Raw genomic sequence first — 18,128 nt, 5'->3', positions numbered from 1 at the left:
CGCACTCGGACAACGATGTGCATCGGGCCTTCCAATGACCGGCGCATGAAGCCGTGGGCCTGGAGGGCATGCGGGCAGGTGGGGCCCGGCGCCCCGCTTGTGCATCCAATCCTGGACGTTGCAGGGGATGCGCGTTGCTGGGAGAGGACGCACCTCCCTAGGGTCGACTCTCTATCTTCTCCCAGGAGGTTTCATGCGTCGTGCCGTGCTGCTCATCGCTGCTCTGGGCCTGACCGCTGGAGCGGTGGCCTGCAAGACCACCCAGCCCCCGGGGACGGAAGACCAAATGCCCATCCAGGGCCCGGACACGGTCCGCGAAGAAATCCAGAACGTGCCCAACGACCAGGGCGGCCCCGCGGGCCCCATCGAAGCGCCGGGTGTGGACGCTGGCACTCCTGGGGGTAGCCAGTAGTCTTCCGCGCCATGGCGGCGGAGACGACGGTCTACAGGGCGGAGCGCGTGTGGACGCTCGATGCGGAGCGTCCGCGCGCGGAAGCGTTGGCGGTGCGTGACGGGCGGCTGCTCGCGGTGGGGACGCTCGCGGAGGTCCGCGCTGCGGCGGGTCCCACGGCGCGCGAAGTGGACCTGGGCCGGGCCACGGTGGTGCCCGGCCTGGTGGACGCTCACGCTCACATTCACGGCCTGGGCAAGAGCCTGACCACGGTGCGCCTGGAGAAGGCGCCTTCGGTGGCGGACGTCCTCCAGCGGCTGGCGAAGGCGCCCGCGTCGGCCTTCCAGGGAGACTGGTTGCTCGGTAAGGGATGGGACCAGAACGAGTGGCCCGGTGCCGCGTTCCCTGGCCGCGCGGAGCTGGACGCGCGCTTCCCCACGACGCCGGTGTTCCTCACGCGGGTGGATCATCACGCGGCCTGGGTGAACGGCGAGGCGCTGCGCCGCGCGGGCATCACGCGGGACACGCCGGATCCGCAAGGGGGCCGAATCCTCAAGGACGCGAACGGCGAGCCCACCGGCGTCCTCGTGGACAACGCGATGGACGTGGTGGAGGCCGCCATCCCCGCGCCCACGCGCGAGCAACTGGAGACCCGGCTGCGAGCCGCCCTAGAGCGGTGCGCGCAGGTCGGGCTCACGGGCGTGCACGACGCGGGCATGGACCTGCAGGCCTTCCGCACGTTGCAGGCCTGGGACGCGGCGGGGACGCTGCCCCTGCGCGTGTACGCGATGGCGGCGGGGCAGGGCGAACAGCGTCACACGTATCTGGAGCAGGGCCCGTGGCAGGGGCGCCACCTGTCCATGCGCTCGGTGAAGTTCCTGGCGGATGGAGCGCTGGGCAGCCGGGGCGCGGCGCTGCACGACGACTACAGCGACGAGCCCGGCCAGCGAGGACTGTTGCTCCTCGCGCCGGAAGAGCTCGAGGCCCGGGCACAGGCCTTCATGGCGAGGGGCTTCCAGGTGTGCATCCACGCCATTGGAGACCGTGCCAATACCTTGGTCGTGGACGTCCTGCTGCGAGGCGCGGAGCGGACGGGCACACAGGCCCTGCGCCACCGCGTGGAGCACGCGCAGATTCTCCGGTTGGAGGACATCCGGCGGTTGGGCGCGGCGGGGCTGGTGGCCAGCGTGCAGCCCACGCACGCCACCAGCGACATGCCCTGGGCGGAGACGCGGCTGGGGCGCGAGCGGCTCAAGGGCTCCTATGCGTGGCGCACGTTGAAGGACGCGGGTGCGCACCTGGCGCTGGGCAGCGACTTCCCCATCGAGAACCCGGACGTGCTCGCGGGGCTCTACGCGGCGCGCACGCGGCAGGACGCGAGGGGCTGGCCGGAGGGCGGCTGGTATCCGGAGGAGCGCCTGAGCGCGGCCGAAGCGCTGGAGGGCTTCACGGTGGGGCCCGCGTGGGCGTCCTTCGAGGAGGCGCGGCGCGGAAGGCTGAAGCCTGGCCTGGACGCGGACTTCGTCGCGCTGTCGGCGGATCCGCTGGAAGGCCCCGCGTCCGCGCTGGTGGACGCGCGCGTGCTGGCCACGGTGGTGGCGGGCGCGGAGGTGTTCCGGGCGGACGGGTGAAGCTCAGCCGCCAAAGATGTGCGAGCGCGCGGCCTCGGCGATGGCGACGACGGCGGGGTGGCGCAGGCGGCGCTCCACGGTGATGGCGTAGAAGCACTGCTCGATTTCGTCGGTGTGCCCGATGGCGGTGACGTTGAACTGCCGCTGCACCTCGGCGTCGATGATGGAGGGCATGGCGAAGATGCCGTGCCCCTTCTGTCCGAAGGCCTGGAGCAGCGCGCTGTCGTCGAAGTCACCGGCGATGAGCGGCCGGATGCCCAGCCGCTCGAACCACAGGTCCAGCGAGCGGCGCACCGAGGACTCCTCCGACGGCAGCAGCATGGGCGCGCCGTCCAACGACTGGGGGAAGTCCTTGCGCAGGTGCGCGAGCGGCTGGGCCGCGAAGAACGTCACGCCGCACTTGCCCAGCAGGTGGTTGAAGGACCGGACGCTGACGGGCTCGGAGCCGGGCGCGTCCGCGAGCACCACGTCCAATTCGTGCAGCGCCAGTTGTGCGAGCAATTGGGGCAGGGGGCTCTCGCGGCAGATGATGCGCAGCGAGGGGCCGGCATCCAGCGCGGGCTTGAGCAGCTGCTCGGCGACGAGCTTGGGGATGACGTCGAGCACGCCCACGTTGAGGCGCAGCTGCTGGCCGGTGGGCAGGCCGGAGACGACGTTCTTCAGCTCGTTGCCCAGGCGGAAGATCTCATCCGCGTAGCGCATGACGGTGCGGCCCACGTCGGAGAGGACGAGCTTGCGGCCCTTGCGCTCGAACAGCTGGTGGCCCAGCGACTCCTCCAGCAGCTTGATCTGCGCGCTGATGGTGGGCTGGGCGAGGTGCAGCTCTTCACTCGCCTTGGCGATGCTGCCCGCCCGCGCAACCGTCCAGAAATACAGGAGATGGTGGTAGTTGAGCCACGCCATGACTTAGAAATAACCTAATGGTTTCATCCAAACTAGCTCATTTTTTTAAGAGTCGCCTCCGCTTATCTCTACCTCCGTCACCGCGCGATGGGTGCGCGGGAGACTGATTGGGGAGGTTTGCGTCATGGAAGCCATCTGCGAGGAGCGCGAGGCCACGGTGGGGGGGATGGAGGCCGAGGTGGACTCCGCGGAAGTGGAGATGCGGGTGCGGGGGCACCTGGAGCTGGTCCGCCGGCTGGCCTGGAAGTACCGCTGGACGGGCCTGTCGCTGGAGGAGCTGATGTCGGAGGGCAACGTCGGCCTGGTGGAGGCGGCGCGCCGGTTCGAGGAGCGGGGAGTGCCGTTCGGCGCCTACGCGCAGCAGTGGATCCGCGCGCGCATCCGGGCGTACGTGTCCCGCACCTGGAGTATGGCGGGGGGCCGCGCGCCGTGGATCGTCTTCCAGCTCCGCCGCGAGCGTGCGCGGCTGGAGGCCCGGTGGGGCGAAGGTCACCCGGAAGTGACGAAGCGGCTGGCCGAGGCGCTGGGCAAGCGGGAGGAGGAGGTGGTGCGGGGGTCGGACGCCCTGGCGAAGGACGTGTCGCTGAACGCGCCCCTGGGGTTGGAGGGGGACGTGACGCGGCTGGACATGCTGGAGTCGGAGGAGGACTCGGCGGAGGAGCTGGCGGACCGGGGCGCCTGGGCGGAGAAGCTGCACCAGAGCGTGGCGGCGGCCTGGCCGGAGCTGGACGCCCGGGAGCGGGCGCTGGTGAAGGAGCGGATGCTGGCGGAGGACGGGGTGAGCGCGGAGTTCCTGGCGAAGCGCTTCGGGGTGACGGCGGTGCGCATCCGGCAGATTGAACAGGGGCTGCGCCAGAAGCTGCGCCAGCGGCTGACGGCGGGGTGCACGGCCTGGGACAGCGAAGCGCCCCGGCTGGCGGCCTGAGTGTCGGGCGAGGGGGAGGGTTGGCGGAAAAGGGGTTGACGTCGCGGGCAAGTGACCGTAAATCGGCGCTGCCGCTCGCGTTGCGCGGTTCGCCCAAGTAGCTCAGTCGGTAGAGCAGGGGACTGAAAATCCCCGTGTCGGTGGTTCGATTCCGCCCTTGGGCACACCAGTAAGAAGAACTTGAAGGGCGTCGGACTCCGGTCCGGCGCCCTTTTTCTTTTTGCGCTTACTTGGCGGCCCCAATACGTAAAGCGAACAGGTCGAACTTCTGGCTGTGCCGTTCGCGCCGGCACCAGTCCTCGATGATGTTCAGGTCCACTTCCTTCCTCTGTGCCTGGAAGACAGCAATTGCTTGTTCCAGGCCGCTGAAGTCGTTCCAGAAGAGAAAGGATGCGAGCCGGTCACGGCATGAATCGGTCGGCGACAGGACGTACAGCACCTCGTCGTCACGACGGACCGTGCTCCAGCTCTTGATCAAGTCGTCTCCTACCGCCAGGGGCCCACTCGGAAATTCCAAGAGGAATTGCGATTGGGGGTGGCGGTAGAAGTCTCCCTTCCGAATAAAGCCGAGTGCAGCCGCATCGCCCCCTGATCCCTTGAGGGTGATCACGAAGTCGAGGTCTCCTGATTGGTATGCCTCCGGCGCGTAGTACGTCGCCGCGCTTCCGCCCGTGAGCACCGCGTGGAATCCCTTGAGATCCAGTGCCGTGCATACGGTGAACGCAATGTCCGTGAGCGACGACGCGGGCCCGATCACGGGAGCCCTGGCTTGCCAGCGCGGCGGGGACGGCGCCGTCGCGCGGCGAGCATGGACTGAAGGTTCATATCGCGCTCGCCGAGTTTCCAAAGCAGTGCACTGAGCTCTGCGTGCGCGAAGTACCGAGGATTCAAGGAAACCATCCTCGTTCGCCCCATCAGCCGACTGGCAATGATGGCTTCCCGTTCAAGCGACGTCAGAATGGATTGGACGGTATAGAGACGTACGCCGAGCAGATTGGCCAACTCGCTGGGATAGGTAGCCTCGAGGAGACGGAGGGCTACGAGCACAGTCGTCCGTGTCTGACTGCCAAAAAGCTGGGAAACCTCTTCGAGCACAAATCGAATCTACCAATAATCTTGGTGATATCACCAAGAATATTGGTGATATCGCCAAATCTCTTGGCGATAAGAGGGGGACGAAGGCAAGCGCCTGAGCGGAGGAATCAACAACAAGAGCGCACGGCCTGACGCAGCTGAGGAGTGAGCTGTGGGCTTGATTGTTCAGAGTGAAGTCCGCGTCGTTAACGGGCTTCACCTTCGAAGTGTTGTGAGAGTTCCTGGCTTTGGAGTCGTCTCAGTCATTGCCCTTGGGGCTTGCTCACTTCCACCAGCCGCTCATGACCGGCCTACCTGTGGTGAACAGGCACGCCTCGACCACTGGGATGCCGACGCCCCGGGTGCACATCCGGGCGCGACGCGGTAGATGGGTATCCCGGAGGAACATCAACGCAATGGACGCGAACGTGGTGGCGGAGCTGGAGAAGGCGGGCGTGAAGGTGGAGGACCCCATGCGCCTGTTCATCCCCGTGGAGCGGGACGAACAGGGCCAGGTGAAGGTCGTGGGCGACGAGGTGCCCGTGCGCTTCGGCGACGTCACCGCCCACGTGCGCCTGCAGCCCATTTCCGCGCTGTGGACCGGGAACAAGCAGCCCCCGGACTTCACCCGGCCGCCCTTCCCTGAATACGAGCCGTTCTTCTTCCTCGTCGAGGCCACCGCCGCCGGCTTCTGCCGCGACACGCGCCACGCGGAGGTGGACCAGGAGTTCTCCCAGCTCTACCGGCACCTCGCGCGCCGGCCGGACGGCCACCACAAGAACCCGCTCTTCTCCTACCTGCGCGCCGCCGCCCGCCTGTACCTGTCCCTGCGCGACGTCAGCCAGGCGGAGTTCGAGGCCGTCGCCCAGCGGCTCCACCAGTCCGCCAAGCTGCACTCGGGCCACATCGGCAGCACGAACTACTTCCAGGCCGTGCTGCGGCAGGTGCTGGGCGCCTGACGCTCCTCTGGGGCATCCGCGCGGCGTTTCTGGAATAGGGTGCGCTGCCGCCCGTTCCCGGGCGCCGCGTGGTCCCTCCCCAGGAGCAAGGATGTCCCGTCCGCCGTTGTCGTGGTTCGCCTGTCTGGCCCTCCTGGGTGCGCCCCAGGCCGGGGCCCAGGCCGTCTCCGAGCCGTCCGCGAGGCCCGCCGCCGCCTCCACCCCCGCCGTGAAGCTCGGCTCGGACATCCAGGCCCGCACGCTGAAGAACGGGCTCACCGTCATCGTCTGGCCGGACCACGACATCCCCAACGTGGCGCTCGCCAACTGGTTCCGCGTGGGCAGCCGCAACGAGCGGCCCGGCATCACCGGCCTGTCCCACTTCTTCGAGCACATGATGTTCAACGGCGCGAAGAAGTACGGCCCCGGCCAGTTCGACCGCGTCATGGAGGCCAACGGCGGCGCCAACAACGCCTTCACCTCCGAGGACGTCACTGTCTACCTGGACTGGTTCCCGGCCTCCGCGCTGCCCCTCATCCTCGACCTGGAACAGGACCGGCTCCAGTCGCTCGCCTTCGACCCCAAGGTCATCGAGTCCGAGCGCGGCGTCGTCTACTCCGAGCGCCGCTCGGGCGTGGACAACGACAACGCCGGTGCGCTGCAGGAGCAGATGCAGGCCACCGCCTTCGTCGCGCACCCGTACCAGATTCCCGTCATCGGCTGGCCGTCCGACATCGAGTCCTGGCGCATGGAGGACCTCCAGCGCTACTTCAAGACGTACTACGCCCCCAACAACGCCACGCTCGTCATCGCGGGCGACGTGGAGCCGGCCCGCGTCTTCGAGCAGGTGGAGGCCACGCTGGGCACCATCCCCTCGCAGCCCGCGCCGGAGCCCGTGCTCACGAAGGAGCCTGAGCAGCAGGGCGAGCGGCGCATCGCCGTGAAGAAGCTGGCCCAGTCCCCGCTGCTCCAGGTCGCCTACCACGGGCTCGCCGCCAACGACCCGGACGCGGAGGCGCTGGAGCTCCTGGGGCTCATCCTCACCCACGGGGATTCGTCGCGCCTGCACCGCAAGCTGGTGGATGAAACCCGCACGGCCATCCGCGTCCAGGGCACCACCGCCGGTGGCTTCGACCCGTCGCTCACCTGGTTCTACGTGGACCTGCCGCCGGGCGGCGACCTGGCGAAGACCGAGGCGCTGCTCACCGCGGAGCTCAACCGCGTGGTGAAGGACGGCGTCACCGACGCGGAGCTGAAGAAGGCGCGCAACGTCGCCCTGGCCACCTTCTGGCGCAAGCTGGAGACCAACGACGGCCGCGCCCGCGAGCTGGGTCGCGCCGCCACCTTCCGCGGCGACTGGAAGGCCCTGCTCGACGCGCCCACGCGCTACGAGAAGGTCACCCGCGACGGCGTGAAGGCGCTGGCCGCCCGCATCTTCAACCCCGACCACCGCACGGTGGGCTGGCTCGTGCCCACCACTGCTTCCGCCACCCCGGCCCGCAGCGAGGCCGCGCGATGAGTGCCCCCTCCCGTCCTGCTCGGAGCAGGTCCCACACCATGCTGACGCCCCGCCCACTGCGCTCCGCCCTCGCCGCGCTGCTGTTCACCTCCGCGTGCGCGACCGCGCCGGCTCCCGTCCCCACGTCCACGCCGGCTCCCCCGGCGCCGGAGGCCTCCGCGCCCGCCGCGGCCACCCCGGCGCCCACCGCCCCGCTGTCCACGAAGGGCGTGACGCTGCCGGAGGCGACCGCCGTCACGCTGAAGAACGGCGTGCGGCTGCTCCTCGTGGAGAAGCATGAGCTGCCGCTGGTGTCCTTCAGCGCGTGGCTCAAGGGCGGCGCCGTCACCGACCCCGCTGGCAAGGAGGGACTGGCCGCGCTCACCGCCGAGCTGCTCCAGAAGGGCGCGGGCTCCCGCAACGCGCAGCAGTTCGCCGAAGCCGTGGACGGCGTGGGCGGCGAACTGGAGGTCGTGCCGGCCCGCGAGGCGCTCGTCCTCAACGGCAGCTTCCAGTCCCGCGACACCGCGCTGATGGTGGAGCTGCTGTCGGACATGCTCGTGCGTCCGCGCTTCGATGCGAAGGAATTGGAGAAGGCCCGCGCGCTGCGCGTGTCGGAGATCGCCTCCGCCAAGGACGGCGACCCGCGCGCGCTCATCGGCGTGTATTTCAATGCCTTCCACTTCCCGTCGCACCCGTACGGCGGATCCGCGGTGGGCAGCGAGGCGTCCCTGCCTGGCATCAGCCGGGGCGACGTGCTCGGCTGGGCGAAGGCGAACCTGGGCGGAGACCGGCTCATCCTCTCCGTGGTGGGGGACTTCGACGCGAAGCAGCTCGCCGCGAAGCTGGAGTCCGCCCTGGGGGGGTGGGCCCCCGCGGGGCAGAAGCTTGCCGCCGTGCCCGCCACCGCGCCCACGAAGGGCCGCCACGTGCTGCTGGTGGACAAGCCGGACGCCACCCAGACCTACTTCGCCATTGGCAACACCGGCATCCGCCGCACGGACCCGGACCGCGTCGTGGCGGAGCTGGGCAACACCGTGCTGGGCGGCCGCTTCACCTCGCTGCTCAACACCGAGCTGCGCGTGAAGACGGGCCTCACCTACGGCGCCCACTCCTCCCTGGCCCCGGCCCTCCAGCCCGGCACCTTTGTCTTCACGTCCTATACCCAGACGGATTCCACGGGCCGTGCCATCGACCTGGCACTGGATGTGTTCACGCGCTACCGCCAGGAAGGCATGGACGACGCCATGCTCGCCTCCGCCCAGTCCTACGTGCTGGGGCAGTTCCCCCCAAGGCTGGAGACCGGCGACCAGCTGGCCATGAAGCTGTCGGAGCTGGCCTTCTACGGCCTGGACGCCCAGGACGTGAACGGGTTCGCGGGCGCCGTGTCCGCCGCCTCCCGGGACGGTGTGCGCACCGTGCTCCAGCGCGTCCTGCCCGCCCCGGAGGACCTGACGTTCGTCCTCATTGGCAAGGCGGAGGCCCTGCGCGACGTGGCCCGCAAGTACGGCCCCGTCACGGAGATGAAGATCTCCGACAAGCGCTTCGCCCCATCCACCGCGCCCGGCCGCTGATGCCAGACGGAGGTGGGCGCAAGTCCTGAAACGCGCCCACCATGAATACCCATTGAAAATCAAATAGCCAGGGAATCGGACCCATCGCGTATATGAGGAACCGTCTGGTTGGGGTCGGAACCGGACGGAACTTCCTTGTTTGGCATCAGGGCTCCCCATGTCCTTGCGTCGTCTGTCGTTGTTGCTCGTCCCCACCTGCGCGGCCTGGCTGGGCTGCGGAGAAGCGCCTCCCTACGAGGAGGTGAACCCTCCTGAATTCGCCCTGGACCCTCGCGAGGGGACGGCGGTCATCACCCACGAGGACGTGCTTCCGGGCTGCGGTGAGCCCGACGCGGGCTCCGGGCCGGTGGACGCGGGCACGTCCGTGCTGGTGACGGCGGACACCCGCTTCCACTCCAACGCCGGGGTGACGGTGGTTCCCGAGGACCTGACCGGCCGCGACGTGGAGATCCTCATCCCCAATGGCATTGGCTTCGACCGGCGCACGGGCACGCCGGTGGCGGGCGGCCTGCGCTTCGACAACGTGCCGGACGGCGAGTACTTCCTGCGCTCGAACCGGTACTACTACCTGACGCGCGAGCGCCACTTCGACCTGGGCGTCAACCGCATCGGCCGTCCGGACGCCGTCTACGCGCCCATCGGGATATCCCCCGCGTCGGTGGAGCTCTTCGACCTGGAACCCTGGCAGCAGTATGCGTCCGTCTCCGCGCCGGGCACTTCGCTGCAGGTCATCAGCGCGGACGTGAACATGTTCGGCTCGCTCGGCTACTCCATGGAGCCCGCGGCCGGCGACACGTCCTACGTCGACCCGGACGCCTACGCGTCCTTCAGCACGGGCTACGGAGGCCCCGTCCTGGATGCGTCGAAGGGGGACCGCCTCTACGTGAACCAGCTCAACGCCGTGCAGGCCGGGACGCTGCCGAGCGGCGGGCCCCTGGCGTACATGACGGTGCGGAACAGCGCGCACCTGCCGTCATTCTCATTCACGCCGGACGGCGTCACCCCGATGCCGCTGGCGGCCACGCTGGCGCCCGTGCCGCAGACGCCCTTCTCCCTGGAGTGGCGCCTGAATGAGTTCACCCGCTGGCGCTCGGACGTGAACCCCACCGGCGCGCTCAGCTATCCCTCGTTCTCCGTGGTGCCCGTGCCGTTCGGCTACCAGCACGGCTGGGTGGGCTACCAGGGAGAGATGCTCGACATGTGGCTGCCTCGGGGGGAGAACGGCGTCATCGCGGCGCGGCTGGCCTACGGCAATCCCTATCCGTCCCATTGGGGCGCGGTGGGCACCGCCGGCTATGCGTTCCGCTCCGCGACGTCCGTCGCCGTGGGGAGCCGGAATCACTACCCCAGCGGCAGCATCCGCGTCACCGACCGGCTGGACCACCTCATCGCCGGCCCCATCCAGCCGCCCATCTCGCCGCCGCAGGGGCTGCGCATCGACGGGGTGGACGCCTATGTGTCGCGCGTGGTGGGCACCAACCGGCCCGTCATCAGCTGGCAGCCGCCCGCCCTGGGCACGCCCCGGAACTACGTGGTGTCCGTCATCCAGCTGATCAGCTCCTCCGCCGCCCTCCCCACAATGCGCTTCTACGTGCCCGGTGACCGGACGCAGGTCCGCCTGCCGCCGGACCTGCTGCTGCCCGGCTCCATCTACTATGTGCGCGTGACGGCGGACGCCTCGCCGGAGTACGCGCCTTTACGCGCTCCCTTCATCACCGGGGAGCTGCTGCCGCTGATCAGCGCGGACACGTTCAGCGCCGTCTTCACCACGCCGTAGCTCCACGCCAGGGGCCCGCTACCGCGCCGCCGGGCGGTGGCGGGCCATGCACCGCTGGTAGCGGGCGTCCACGGACTTCGCGAACCACGCGGTGCTGCGCTCCCCGCTCAGCTTCACGCTCTTGAGCGTCACCTGGGGCAGCTGGGCGTAGGCGGGGGGCTGTCCCGTCTGGTTCGCGTACACGCGCTTCACCGCGAGGTACGTGTCCGTCTTCTCGAAGTCCGCCGTCTTCTCCTCCTCCACGTCCCGGCGCACCCGGCGCTCGCTCAGGTCCGGCGCGTAGCGCTGACGGAAGAGGAGCAGCGCCTTGAGGCTCTGGCTGTCCTCGCCGCGCGGCTCACCGTCCTTGTCATACAGTTGCAGGTCGCCATCCGTGGCCAGGGCCACGCCGGTGAGCCGGCTGACCTGGGCCTGCAGGGCGGCGTTGCGGGAGCTGTAGACGCCGCTGTTGTAGTCCGCGAAGCGGTAGAGCGGCTGGTCGTACGCGGCCTCGAAGCCCAGCAGCCGCGCGGTGCCGTAGCGCACGCCGCCCGCGCGCGTGTAGAGCGACTCGCGCACTGCCACCGGATCCGCGCCCGGGCCCGCCTTCTCCACCGCGTAGCGCACGCTGACCTGCATGGAGCCCGCGGTGGTGACGGGGTTCTGCCCCGCGAACGAGGACGGACCGAACAGCGAGCTGGCCAGGTCCGCGGCCGCGTACGCCGCCGGGTACTCCTCCTCGTAGTACGCCAGCATGTCCCGGAAGAGCCGGTCCAGGTCGCGCTCCGTGCGCAGGGCGTCCAGCCGCGCGCCGAAGCTGCGCTTCGCCCCCTTCGCCTTCGCCGCGAGCACGTCGTTCAGGACGCGCCGCCCCAGGGGGCCCAGCCGCCCCGCGGTGCTGTCCAGCTTCTGCCGCACCAGCCTGGGCAGCCCCGGCACCGCCGGGTCCGCCTGGAAGCCGGACTCCTGTTCGATGGTGGCCACCACCTGACACACCACCGGCGCTGAAGGAGGAATCGACTCCGCGTCCAGCGCCGCCAGCACGTCGCGCGCCCAGCCCTGGCGCTCCGGCCCCTTCACCTTCGCGGGCAGCAGCCGCGCCACCTCCTCCTCCGACAACGTGGGCGGCGCTGGCACCTGCGTCATCACCGGCGCTCGCGACGCGCAGGCCGTGAGCGCCAGGAGCACCCCCACGCACAGCACCCCCGTCCACCGGCGCCCGGCGCTCCGCGTCATGTCAGCCCTCCGGTTCATGCTGCCGCCCGTCTCGTGAAACATTTTTTGAGACATCCCCGGGGCAGGTCCGTTCACTCCGGAGAACCGGTGAATCAGAGCAAGCAGAACGAAGTGTGCTTAATCTGAAACTCAGGTTTTCGTTGTTTGTGCAGCAGGGCAGGGGAGAGTGACTAAACGTACTTTCTCCAAAAAGTAGTTGCTCTGATGAATTCGAGTGTGTCACGTATCACCCCGCTGTTTCTTCATGGAGGTATCGCGTTGGCTCATCGACTGTTGAAGACGATTGGCGCGGCCTGGCTCGGCGTGGCTCTGACGGCGTGCGGTACGCAGGGTTCCACGGGCGAAGAGGTGCAGGCGCCTGAGCAGGAGAAGTCGGGCGAGGACATCCAGAGTTCGCTGAACGCGCTCGGCAGCGCCCAGGTGGTGGGCGTGCACGCGGACGGCATCCCGGACAGCATCCAGGGTGAGCTGGGCCGGGTGGAGCGGACGCTGAACACGCTGGACGCGAGCCGTCAGGCGGTCGCGGGCGTGGCGGGGGCGTTCCGGCTGAGCCCGGACGACCTGGTGCTGCGCAAGTCGCGCACCGACGAGCAGGGCAACCAGCACCTGCGCTACACGCAGACGAAGAACGGCCTGGAGGTGGTGGGCGGTGAGCTGGTCGTGCACGTGCGTCCGGACGGCACGGTGTTCCGCGCCAACGGCTCCGCGCGCGACGGCGTGAACGTGTCCGCGCTGCCTCGCATCGCGGCGACGTCCGCGCGCGACGCGGCCCTGAGCGCCACGGTGGGCACGGGCCTGGAGGCCCAGGGTGCGCCCCGCCTGGTGTACGTGCGCACCGAGGAAGGCGCGCTGCGCCTGGCGTACGAGGTGACGGTCACGGGCGAGCACGAGCAGATGCCCCTGCGCGACCGCGTCTACGTGAGCGCCCAGGACGGCTCCATCGTGCTGCGCGCGCCGGAGATCCACTCCGCCATCAACCGCAGGGTGTACAGCGCCAACAACGGCACCAGCACCCCGGGCACGCTCAAGCGCAGCGAGGGCCAGGCGGCCATCGGTGACTCCCATGTCGACATGAACTACGACATGCTGGGCTACACCTACGACTGCTACAAGGTGCTCTTCAACCGCGACTCGCTGGACAACGCGGGCACGGCGCTCATCAGCACGGTGCACTACAGCACCAACTACGTGAACGCCTACTGGGACGGCACCCAGATGGTGTACGGCGATGGCGACGGCGTGAACTCCATCGAGCTGGGCAAGGACGCGGACGTCACCGTCCACGAGCTGACCCACGCGGTGACGTCGAAGGAGTCCAACCTCACGTACTCCGGCCAGTCCGGCGGCCTCAACGAGGCGATGTCCGACACCTTCGGCGCCATCTGCGAGAGCTGGAAGTCCGGCACGTGGAGCACCGCGCCGGCCATCTGGATGGTGGGCGAGGACGTGTGGACGCCGGGTACGGCGAACGACGCCCTGCGCTACATGGACGACCCGGTGAAGGACGGCGCGTCCAAGGACTGGGCGGCCAACGTGACGTCCGGCACGGACGTGCACTACAGCTCCGGCGTGCCCAACCTGGCGTTCGCGCTGCTCTCCAAGGGTGGCGTGCACCCGCGCGGCCGCAGCACCATCAACGTGCCGGCCATCGGCGTCGAGAAGGCCGCCCGCATCTGGTACAAGGCCAACACCGACATCTACACGGCGAGCACCACGTTCGCGCAGGCCAAGACCTGGACCATCCAGGCGGCGGCGGACCTGGGCTACGACCAGGCCACGCAGGACGCGGTGAAGGCGGCCTGGGAAGCGGTGGGCGTGGGCGTCGTGACGCCTCCTCCGGTCTCCACCCCGCTGACCAACGGCACGGCGGTGACGGTGTCCGACAGCACGGGCAACAACAAGTACTACTCGCTGGCCGTTCCCGCGGGCGCCACGGCGCTGACGTTCACCACCTCCGGTGGCACGGGTGACGTGGACCTGTACGTGCGCTTCGGCGCCGCGCCGGACTCCGCGACCTACGACTGCCGTCCGTACGCCGGTGGCAACGCGGAGACGTGCACCATCACCAACATCCAGGCGGGCACGTACTACGTGATGCTGAACGCCTACTCCACGTACTCGAACGTGACGCTGAAGGGCAGCTACACGGCCCCCGGCGGTGGTGGCGGCAACACGCTGCAGAACAACGTGCCGGTGACGGGCATCTCCGGCGCCGCCAGCTCGTTCACCAACGAGTGGATCACCGTGGACGTGCCGGCGAACAAGCGCGTCACCTTCTCCACCTCGGGTGGCACGGGTGACTCGGACATGTACGTGCGCTTCGGCTCCTCGCCGACGACCACCACGTACGACTGCCGTCCGTACACCTCCGGCAACAACGAGTCGTGCAACATCACCAAGACGACCGCGGGCAAGTACTACGTGAAGCTGCGTGGCTACACGGCCTACTCGGGCGTGACGCTCAAGGCCGTCTGGTAGTCGCACCTGCTTCATGCCCGGCTCCCTTCGCGTGAAGGGAGTCCGGGACGAAGACAGGCACCCGGGGAGCCGCCATGGCTTCCCGGGTGTCGTCGTTTCAGGCATTCGTGGAGGCTTGAGCTACTTGCGGACCTGCACGTCGCGCGCGACGGTGCGGCCGCCCATGAGCACGAACTGCGCGCGCACCGGGGTGCCCTCCTGGAGCTCCTTGAGGGGCACGCGCTGGCCCTGGCGCAGGCCGCGGCTGCGCTGGTCGAGCTGGAGCTCGTAGACGGTGCCCTCGCCGTCGCGCACGTGCAGGGTGTCCCTGCCCACGCGCGTGACGCGGCCGTTCACCGTGCTGGACGCGATGATGACCTGCTCCAGCGGCCGGTTGGCGGAGGTGTCCGTCACCGCCGCCTGCGCCGCCTTGGCCGCGCCCTCGTACCAGGCCTCGTCGTTGTTGGCCTGTACGGCCTGGGCGCCAATCATCACCCGGCCCTCGGCGGGAGCCTGCGTCACGGGCGTGCCGTCCGGGTTGGCCTGGGGCCGCTGGGCGTTGGCCTGCGCGTCGCGCGGGGCGTTCGGGTTCGCCGGGGGCCGGGCGTTCTGCCGGGGCGGAGCGTTCGCGGGGGCCTGCGCGGTGGCGCCCTGCGCGGGCTCGGTCACCCGGGGGCCTGGCAGGGGCCGGGTACCGGGCGGAGGCGCCGTGTCCGGAGGCACCTGCGCGTTCGCGGCTGGCCGCGCGTCGCCGCCTGGGGAACGGGTGTCCTGCACCGTGCTCTGCGCCAGCGCGGGCGTGGCGGGCACCATCAGCCCGCCGCTCGCGGAGTCACGGGTCTGCAGTGAAGCAGGTGCCGCCTCCATCGTGTCCGCGGTGTCATGCTGCTGACAGCCGGAAGCGAGCGAGCACAGCCCCACCATCCCCAACCACATCCAACGTCCACCCATCCGCAACCCTCCCGCAGGCAAACCTGCGGACGGCCCCCCGCCGTTGCAAGCGCCGGGCGTGCCGCGGGGTGTTGGCTTCTGGATGGCGAGGCTACGCGGGGAACGTGGCGGCCACGGCGCGCACGTGGTCGCGCACCAGGGCCCTGGCGGCAAGCAGCTCCGGTGCAGTGGAGGGCGTGTAGCCCAGGCACAGCACCACGTCGTCCTCGGGGGCGGAGTGCGTGCCCAGCGCCGCGTAGTCGAGCGTGCGCGGAGTGGGTTCGCCTTCCGTGTCATGGGCGAAGCGGCCGAACACGGTGGCCTGGCTGTCACGGCCGGGGGCCGTCTCCTTGAGGGCGAAGAGGCGGCGCACGGTGTCCAGGGATTCGGGGCGCTCGCGCAGGACGTCCGGGGACGCGGGGCCTCCCAGCTCCCACTCGAGGAGCTTGAGGCAGCCGCGCACGAACTCCACGTCGGTGATGACCAGCCCGTAGAGGTACCAGTCCGCGCACGCGGCCTGGACCAGCCGGGCCTGCGCGTCGGTGAGCCAGCCGAAGGATGGACAGGTGAAGGTCTCGCAGGTGGTGGCGCGGTACACGCCGCAGTCGCGCAGGTCCGTGCCGCCCGTCACCAGCGGGTGGCCCAGGCAGCCCACGCGCTGGTGCTCCGCGTCCAGGAAGCCCAGCAGGGGACACACCCGCACGATGGGGAAGAGCGCGGGCGCGTCCCGGTTCGCGGTGAGCTCGCGCGCGGCTTCACCGTAGGCCTCGGGGGTGTGGGGCGTGCGGGACAGCCGCTCCGTCTGCGCTTCCAGCCTGCGGGTCAGCGCCGCGCGCGAGTGGTCCCGGAAGTTGTAGAGGCCGCAGCAGGCGCCGCAGGAAGCGCCCTTCCCGGGCTGGCACAGGTGGAAGGAGACGGACATGTCAGAACCAGTCCGGGCGCATGCGCGAGTAGGAGTCCTCGCCCGTGCGGCACAGGTGGGCGAGCAGCGGCACGCGCGGCACCTCCACCGCGAACCAGTACTGCGCGGCGGCGAGCTTGCCCTCGTAGAAGGCGGTGTCCTCCGCGTTCGTCGCGCGCGTCAGGCCCTCCTTCGCGGCGGCTCCTTGCGCGAGCCAGCGCCACGCCACGGCCACCACGCTGAAGAGCTCCAGGAAGTCCGTGCTGTGGCGGAGCATCACGTCCACTTCCCCCGCCATGCCGCGCGCGCCCAGCTCCAGCGTGAGGGACGCGGCCTGCTGGAGCGCGTCCTCCAGCGCGTTGCTCCACGTGGGCTCCACGCCGGCGGCGCGGGCGCGGGCGGTGGTGGCCCGCACCTCCTCGTCGAGCGCCTGGAGCGCAGCCCCGCCCTCCGCCACCGCCTTGCGTCCGAGCAGGTCCAGGCCCTGGATGCCGGTGGTGCCCTCGTGGATGCTGTTGAGCTTCTGGTCGCGCAGCCACGCTTCCGGCAGGTACTCGCTGGAGTAGCCGTAGCCGCCGTGAATCTGGAGCGCGAGCGCGTTGGCTTCAAAGCCCTTCTCCGCGGGGAACGTCTTGGCGATGGGCGTGAGCAGGTCCAGGAGCAGGTGCGCGCGCTTGCGCGTGGCTTCCTCCGGGGCGTGGTTCGCGAGGTCCGCCTGGGTGGAGGTGGTGAGCAGCAGCGCGAGGCCGCCCTCCACGATGGCCTTCTGGCGCAGCAGCATGCGGCGCACGTCGGCGTGTTCGATGATGGGGGACTGGGCGCGCGTGGCGTCGCGGATGCCGGCGGGGCGGCCCTGGGGGCGCTCGCGCGCGTAGGCGAGCGACTCCTGGTAGGCGACGGCCGCGGTGGACACGGCGTTGAGGCCCACCATGATGCGCGCCTCGTTCATCATCTGGAACATGCAGGCGAGCCCGCGTCCGGGCTGGCCCACGAGCCAGCCGTGACAGTCATTGGCTTCGCCGAAGTTGAGGACGAGGCTGGGCAGGCCGCGCCAGCCAATCTTGTGGATGACGCCGGCCACCTGGACGTCGTTGGGGACGAACGCGTCCCCCTGCGGCCTCTTCGCGGGCACGGCGAAGAGGGACACGCCGCGCGTGCCGCCCTCCGCGCCTTCGATGCGGGCGAGGGTGAGGTGCACGACGTTGTCGGTGAAGTCCTGGTCGCCGCCGCTGATGAAGATCTTGGAGCCCTGGAGCCGGTAGGAGCCGTCCGGCGCGGGCGTGGCGCGCGTCTTCACGTCCGCGAGGCTGCTGCCGGCCTGGGGCTCGGTGAGGGCCATGGTGCCGGTCCATTCACCGCGGTACAGCCGGGCCATGAAGGTGTCGCGCAGGAAGGGCGTGCCGAAGACCTCCAGCAGGTGCGCGGCGCCGAGCGTGAGGCCCAGGTAGCCATAGGCGCTCAGGTTGGCGGCCATGAGGTAGGCGCTGGCCACGGCGTGCACGGTGAGGGGCAGCTGCTGGCCGCCGACGCCGGGCGGGCGGGTGGCGGTGAGCAGGCCCAGGTCGACCATGCCGGCGTAGAGCGAGCGCATGGCGGGATGCACGCGCACGCGGCCGTGTTCGAAGACGGGCGGGGCGGCGTCCATGGGCCGGTAGGTGGGGGCGAGCACCTCGCGGGCGAAGCGGCGGGTGCTGTCCAGGAGGAGCGCGAAGGTGTCACGCGAGTGCTCCTGGAAGGCGGGCAGCGCGCAGAGGGCGGTGGTGTCCAGCGCTTCGTAGAGCTGGAAGTCCACGTCGCGGTCCGACAGCAGGGGGTTGGGGCGGGGCACGCTCATGCCCTGGTTCCCTACCAGGACGCGATGGGGTCGTCGAAGTCGTCGTGCGGGGGGCATTCACCGCCGGACGTGGGTGGGAC

The 18,128-nt window shown here is 69.8% G+C and carries 14 protein-coding genes and 1 tRNA gene; 9 read left to right on the top strand and 6 right to left on the bottom strand.

Annotation, left to right across the window (positions count from 1 at the left end; all coding sequences use genetic code 11):
- The first annotated feature begins 193 nt into the window (after positions 1-193).
- Together D7W81_RS21255 and D7W81_RS21250 are read left to right on the top strand one after the other, a co-directional pair.
- A complete protein-coding gene (locus D7W81_RS21255) occupies positions 194-412 on the top strand; it encodes a hypothetical protein (protein ID WP_120557218.1) in 219 nt (72 codons plus the stop codon).
- An 11-nt stretch (positions 413-423) separates the two neighbouring features.
- Positions 424-2,022 carry an amidohydrolase gene (locus tag D7W81_RS21250; protein ID WP_120557217.1) on the top strand — a complete coding sequence of 533 codons (1,599 nt, stop codon included), beginning with the start codon at positions 424-426 and terminating at the stop codon, positions 2,020-2,022.
- 3 nt (positions 2,023-2,025) lie between these two features.
- Here D7W81_RS21250 and nhaR read toward each other — a convergent pair whose 3' ends face one another.
- A complete protein-coding gene (gene nhaR / locus D7W81_RS21245; protein ID WP_120557216.1) occupies positions 2,026-2,925 on the bottom strand; it encodes a transcriptional activator NhaR in 900 nt (299 codons plus the stop codon).
- 124 nt (positions 2,926-3,049) lie between these two features.
- Between nhaR and D7W81_RS21240 the strand changes: the two genes are divergently transcribed.
- Positions 3,050-3,850 (top strand): sigma-70 family RNA polymerase sigma factor, encoded by an 801-nt coding sequence (locus D7W81_RS21240; protein WP_120557215.1) that lies wholly within the window; start codon positions 3,050-3,052, stop codon positions 3,848-3,850.
- Positions 3,851-3,941: 91 nt separating this feature from the next.
- Positions 3,942-4,014: transfer RNA gene (locus tag D7W81_RS21235), tRNA-Phe, on the top strand.
- A 62-nt stretch (positions 4,015-4,076) separates the two neighbouring features.
- Here the strand turns inward: D7W81_RS21235 and D7W81_RS21230 are convergent.
- A complete protein-coding gene (locus D7W81_RS21230; protein ID WP_120557214.1) occupies positions 4,077-4,607 on the bottom strand; it encodes a hypothetical protein in 531 nt (176 codons plus the stop codon).
- A 733-nt stretch (positions 4,608-5,340) separates the two neighbouring features.
- Between D7W81_RS21230 and D7W81_RS21225 the strand changes: the two genes are divergently transcribed.
- From D7W81_RS21225 to D7W81_RS21210, 4 genes are all read left to right on the top strand, one after another.
- On the top strand, positions 5,341-5,883 hold the full coding sequence (locus tag D7W81_RS21225; protein WP_120557213.1) for a hypothetical protein: 543 nt from the start codon (positions 5,341-5,343) through the stop codon (positions 5,881-5,883).
- 91 nt (positions 5,884-5,974) lie between these two features.
- Positions 5,975-7,381 (top strand): M16 family metallopeptidase, encoded by a 1,407-nt coding sequence (locus D7W81_RS21220; RefSeq protein WP_120557212.1) that lies wholly within the window; start codon positions 5,975-5,977, stop codon positions 7,379-7,381.
- A gap of 38 nt (positions 7,382-7,419) precedes the next feature.
- Positions 7,420-8,934, top strand: a complete 1,515-nt coding sequence (locus tag D7W81_RS21215; RefSeq protein WP_120557211.1) for a M16 family metallopeptidase — start codon at positions 7,420-7,422, stop codon at positions 8,932-8,934.
- 157 nt (positions 8,935-9,091) lie between these two features.
- Entirely contained in the window at positions 9,092-10,711 is a 1,620-nt protein-coding gene (locus D7W81_RS21210; RefSeq protein ID WP_147445570.1) for a fibronectin type III domain-containing protein, read from the top strand.
- A gap of 18 nt (positions 10,712-10,729) precedes the next feature.
- On the opposite strand, the gene D7W81_RS21205 is transcribed toward D7W81_RS21210, so the two are convergent.
- Entirely contained in the window at positions 10,730-11,926 is a 1,197-nt protein-coding gene (locus tag D7W81_RS21205) for a DUF1615 domain-containing protein (RefSeq protein WP_120557209.1), read from the bottom strand.
- A 258-nt stretch (positions 11,927-12,184) separates the two neighbouring features.
- On the opposite strand from D7W81_RS21205, the gene D7W81_RS21200 reads away from it, so the two are divergent.
- The gene (locus D7W81_RS21200) at positions 12,185-14,404 is read left to right on the top strand and encodes a M4 family metallopeptidase (RefSeq protein WP_120557208.1); all 2,220 of its coding nucleotides are present in this window, start codon (positions 12,185-12,187) and stop codon (positions 14,402-14,404) included.
- 120 nt (positions 14,405-14,524) lie between these two features.
- Here D7W81_RS21200 and D7W81_RS21195 read toward each other — a convergent pair whose 3' ends face one another.
- The 3 genes from D7W81_RS21195 to D7W81_RS21185 all read right to left on the bottom strand — a co-directional run bounded on the left by D7W81_RS21195 (position 14,525) and on the right by D7W81_RS21185 (position 18,048).
- Entirely contained in the window at positions 14,525-15,334 is an 810-nt protein-coding gene (locus D7W81_RS21195; protein WP_244227334.1) for a hypothetical protein, read from the bottom strand.
- A gap of 91 nt (positions 15,335-15,425) precedes the next feature.
- The gene (locus D7W81_RS21190; RefSeq protein WP_120557206.1) at positions 15,426-16,235 is read right to left on the bottom strand and encodes a hypothetical protein; all 810 of its coding nucleotides are present in this window, start codon (positions 16,233-16,235) and stop codon (positions 15,426-15,428) included.
- Between the two features lies 1 nt (position 16,236).
- Complete coding sequence (locus D7W81_RS21185; protein ID WP_120557205.1) at positions 16,237-18,048, bottom strand: acyl-CoA dehydrogenase; 1,812 nt, start codon at positions 18,046-18,048, stop codon at positions 16,237-16,239.
- Positions 18,049-18,128: the final 80 nt, after the last annotated feature.

It is taken from the genome of Corallococcus aberystwythensis, from assembly GCF_003612165.1.
GTDB lineage: Bacteria > Myxococcota > Myxococcia > Myxococcales > Myxococcaceae > Corallococcus > Corallococcus aberystwythensis.
Note: the sequence above shows the minus strand (reverse complement) of the source record. Positions and strands in the feature narration are given on the sequence as shown.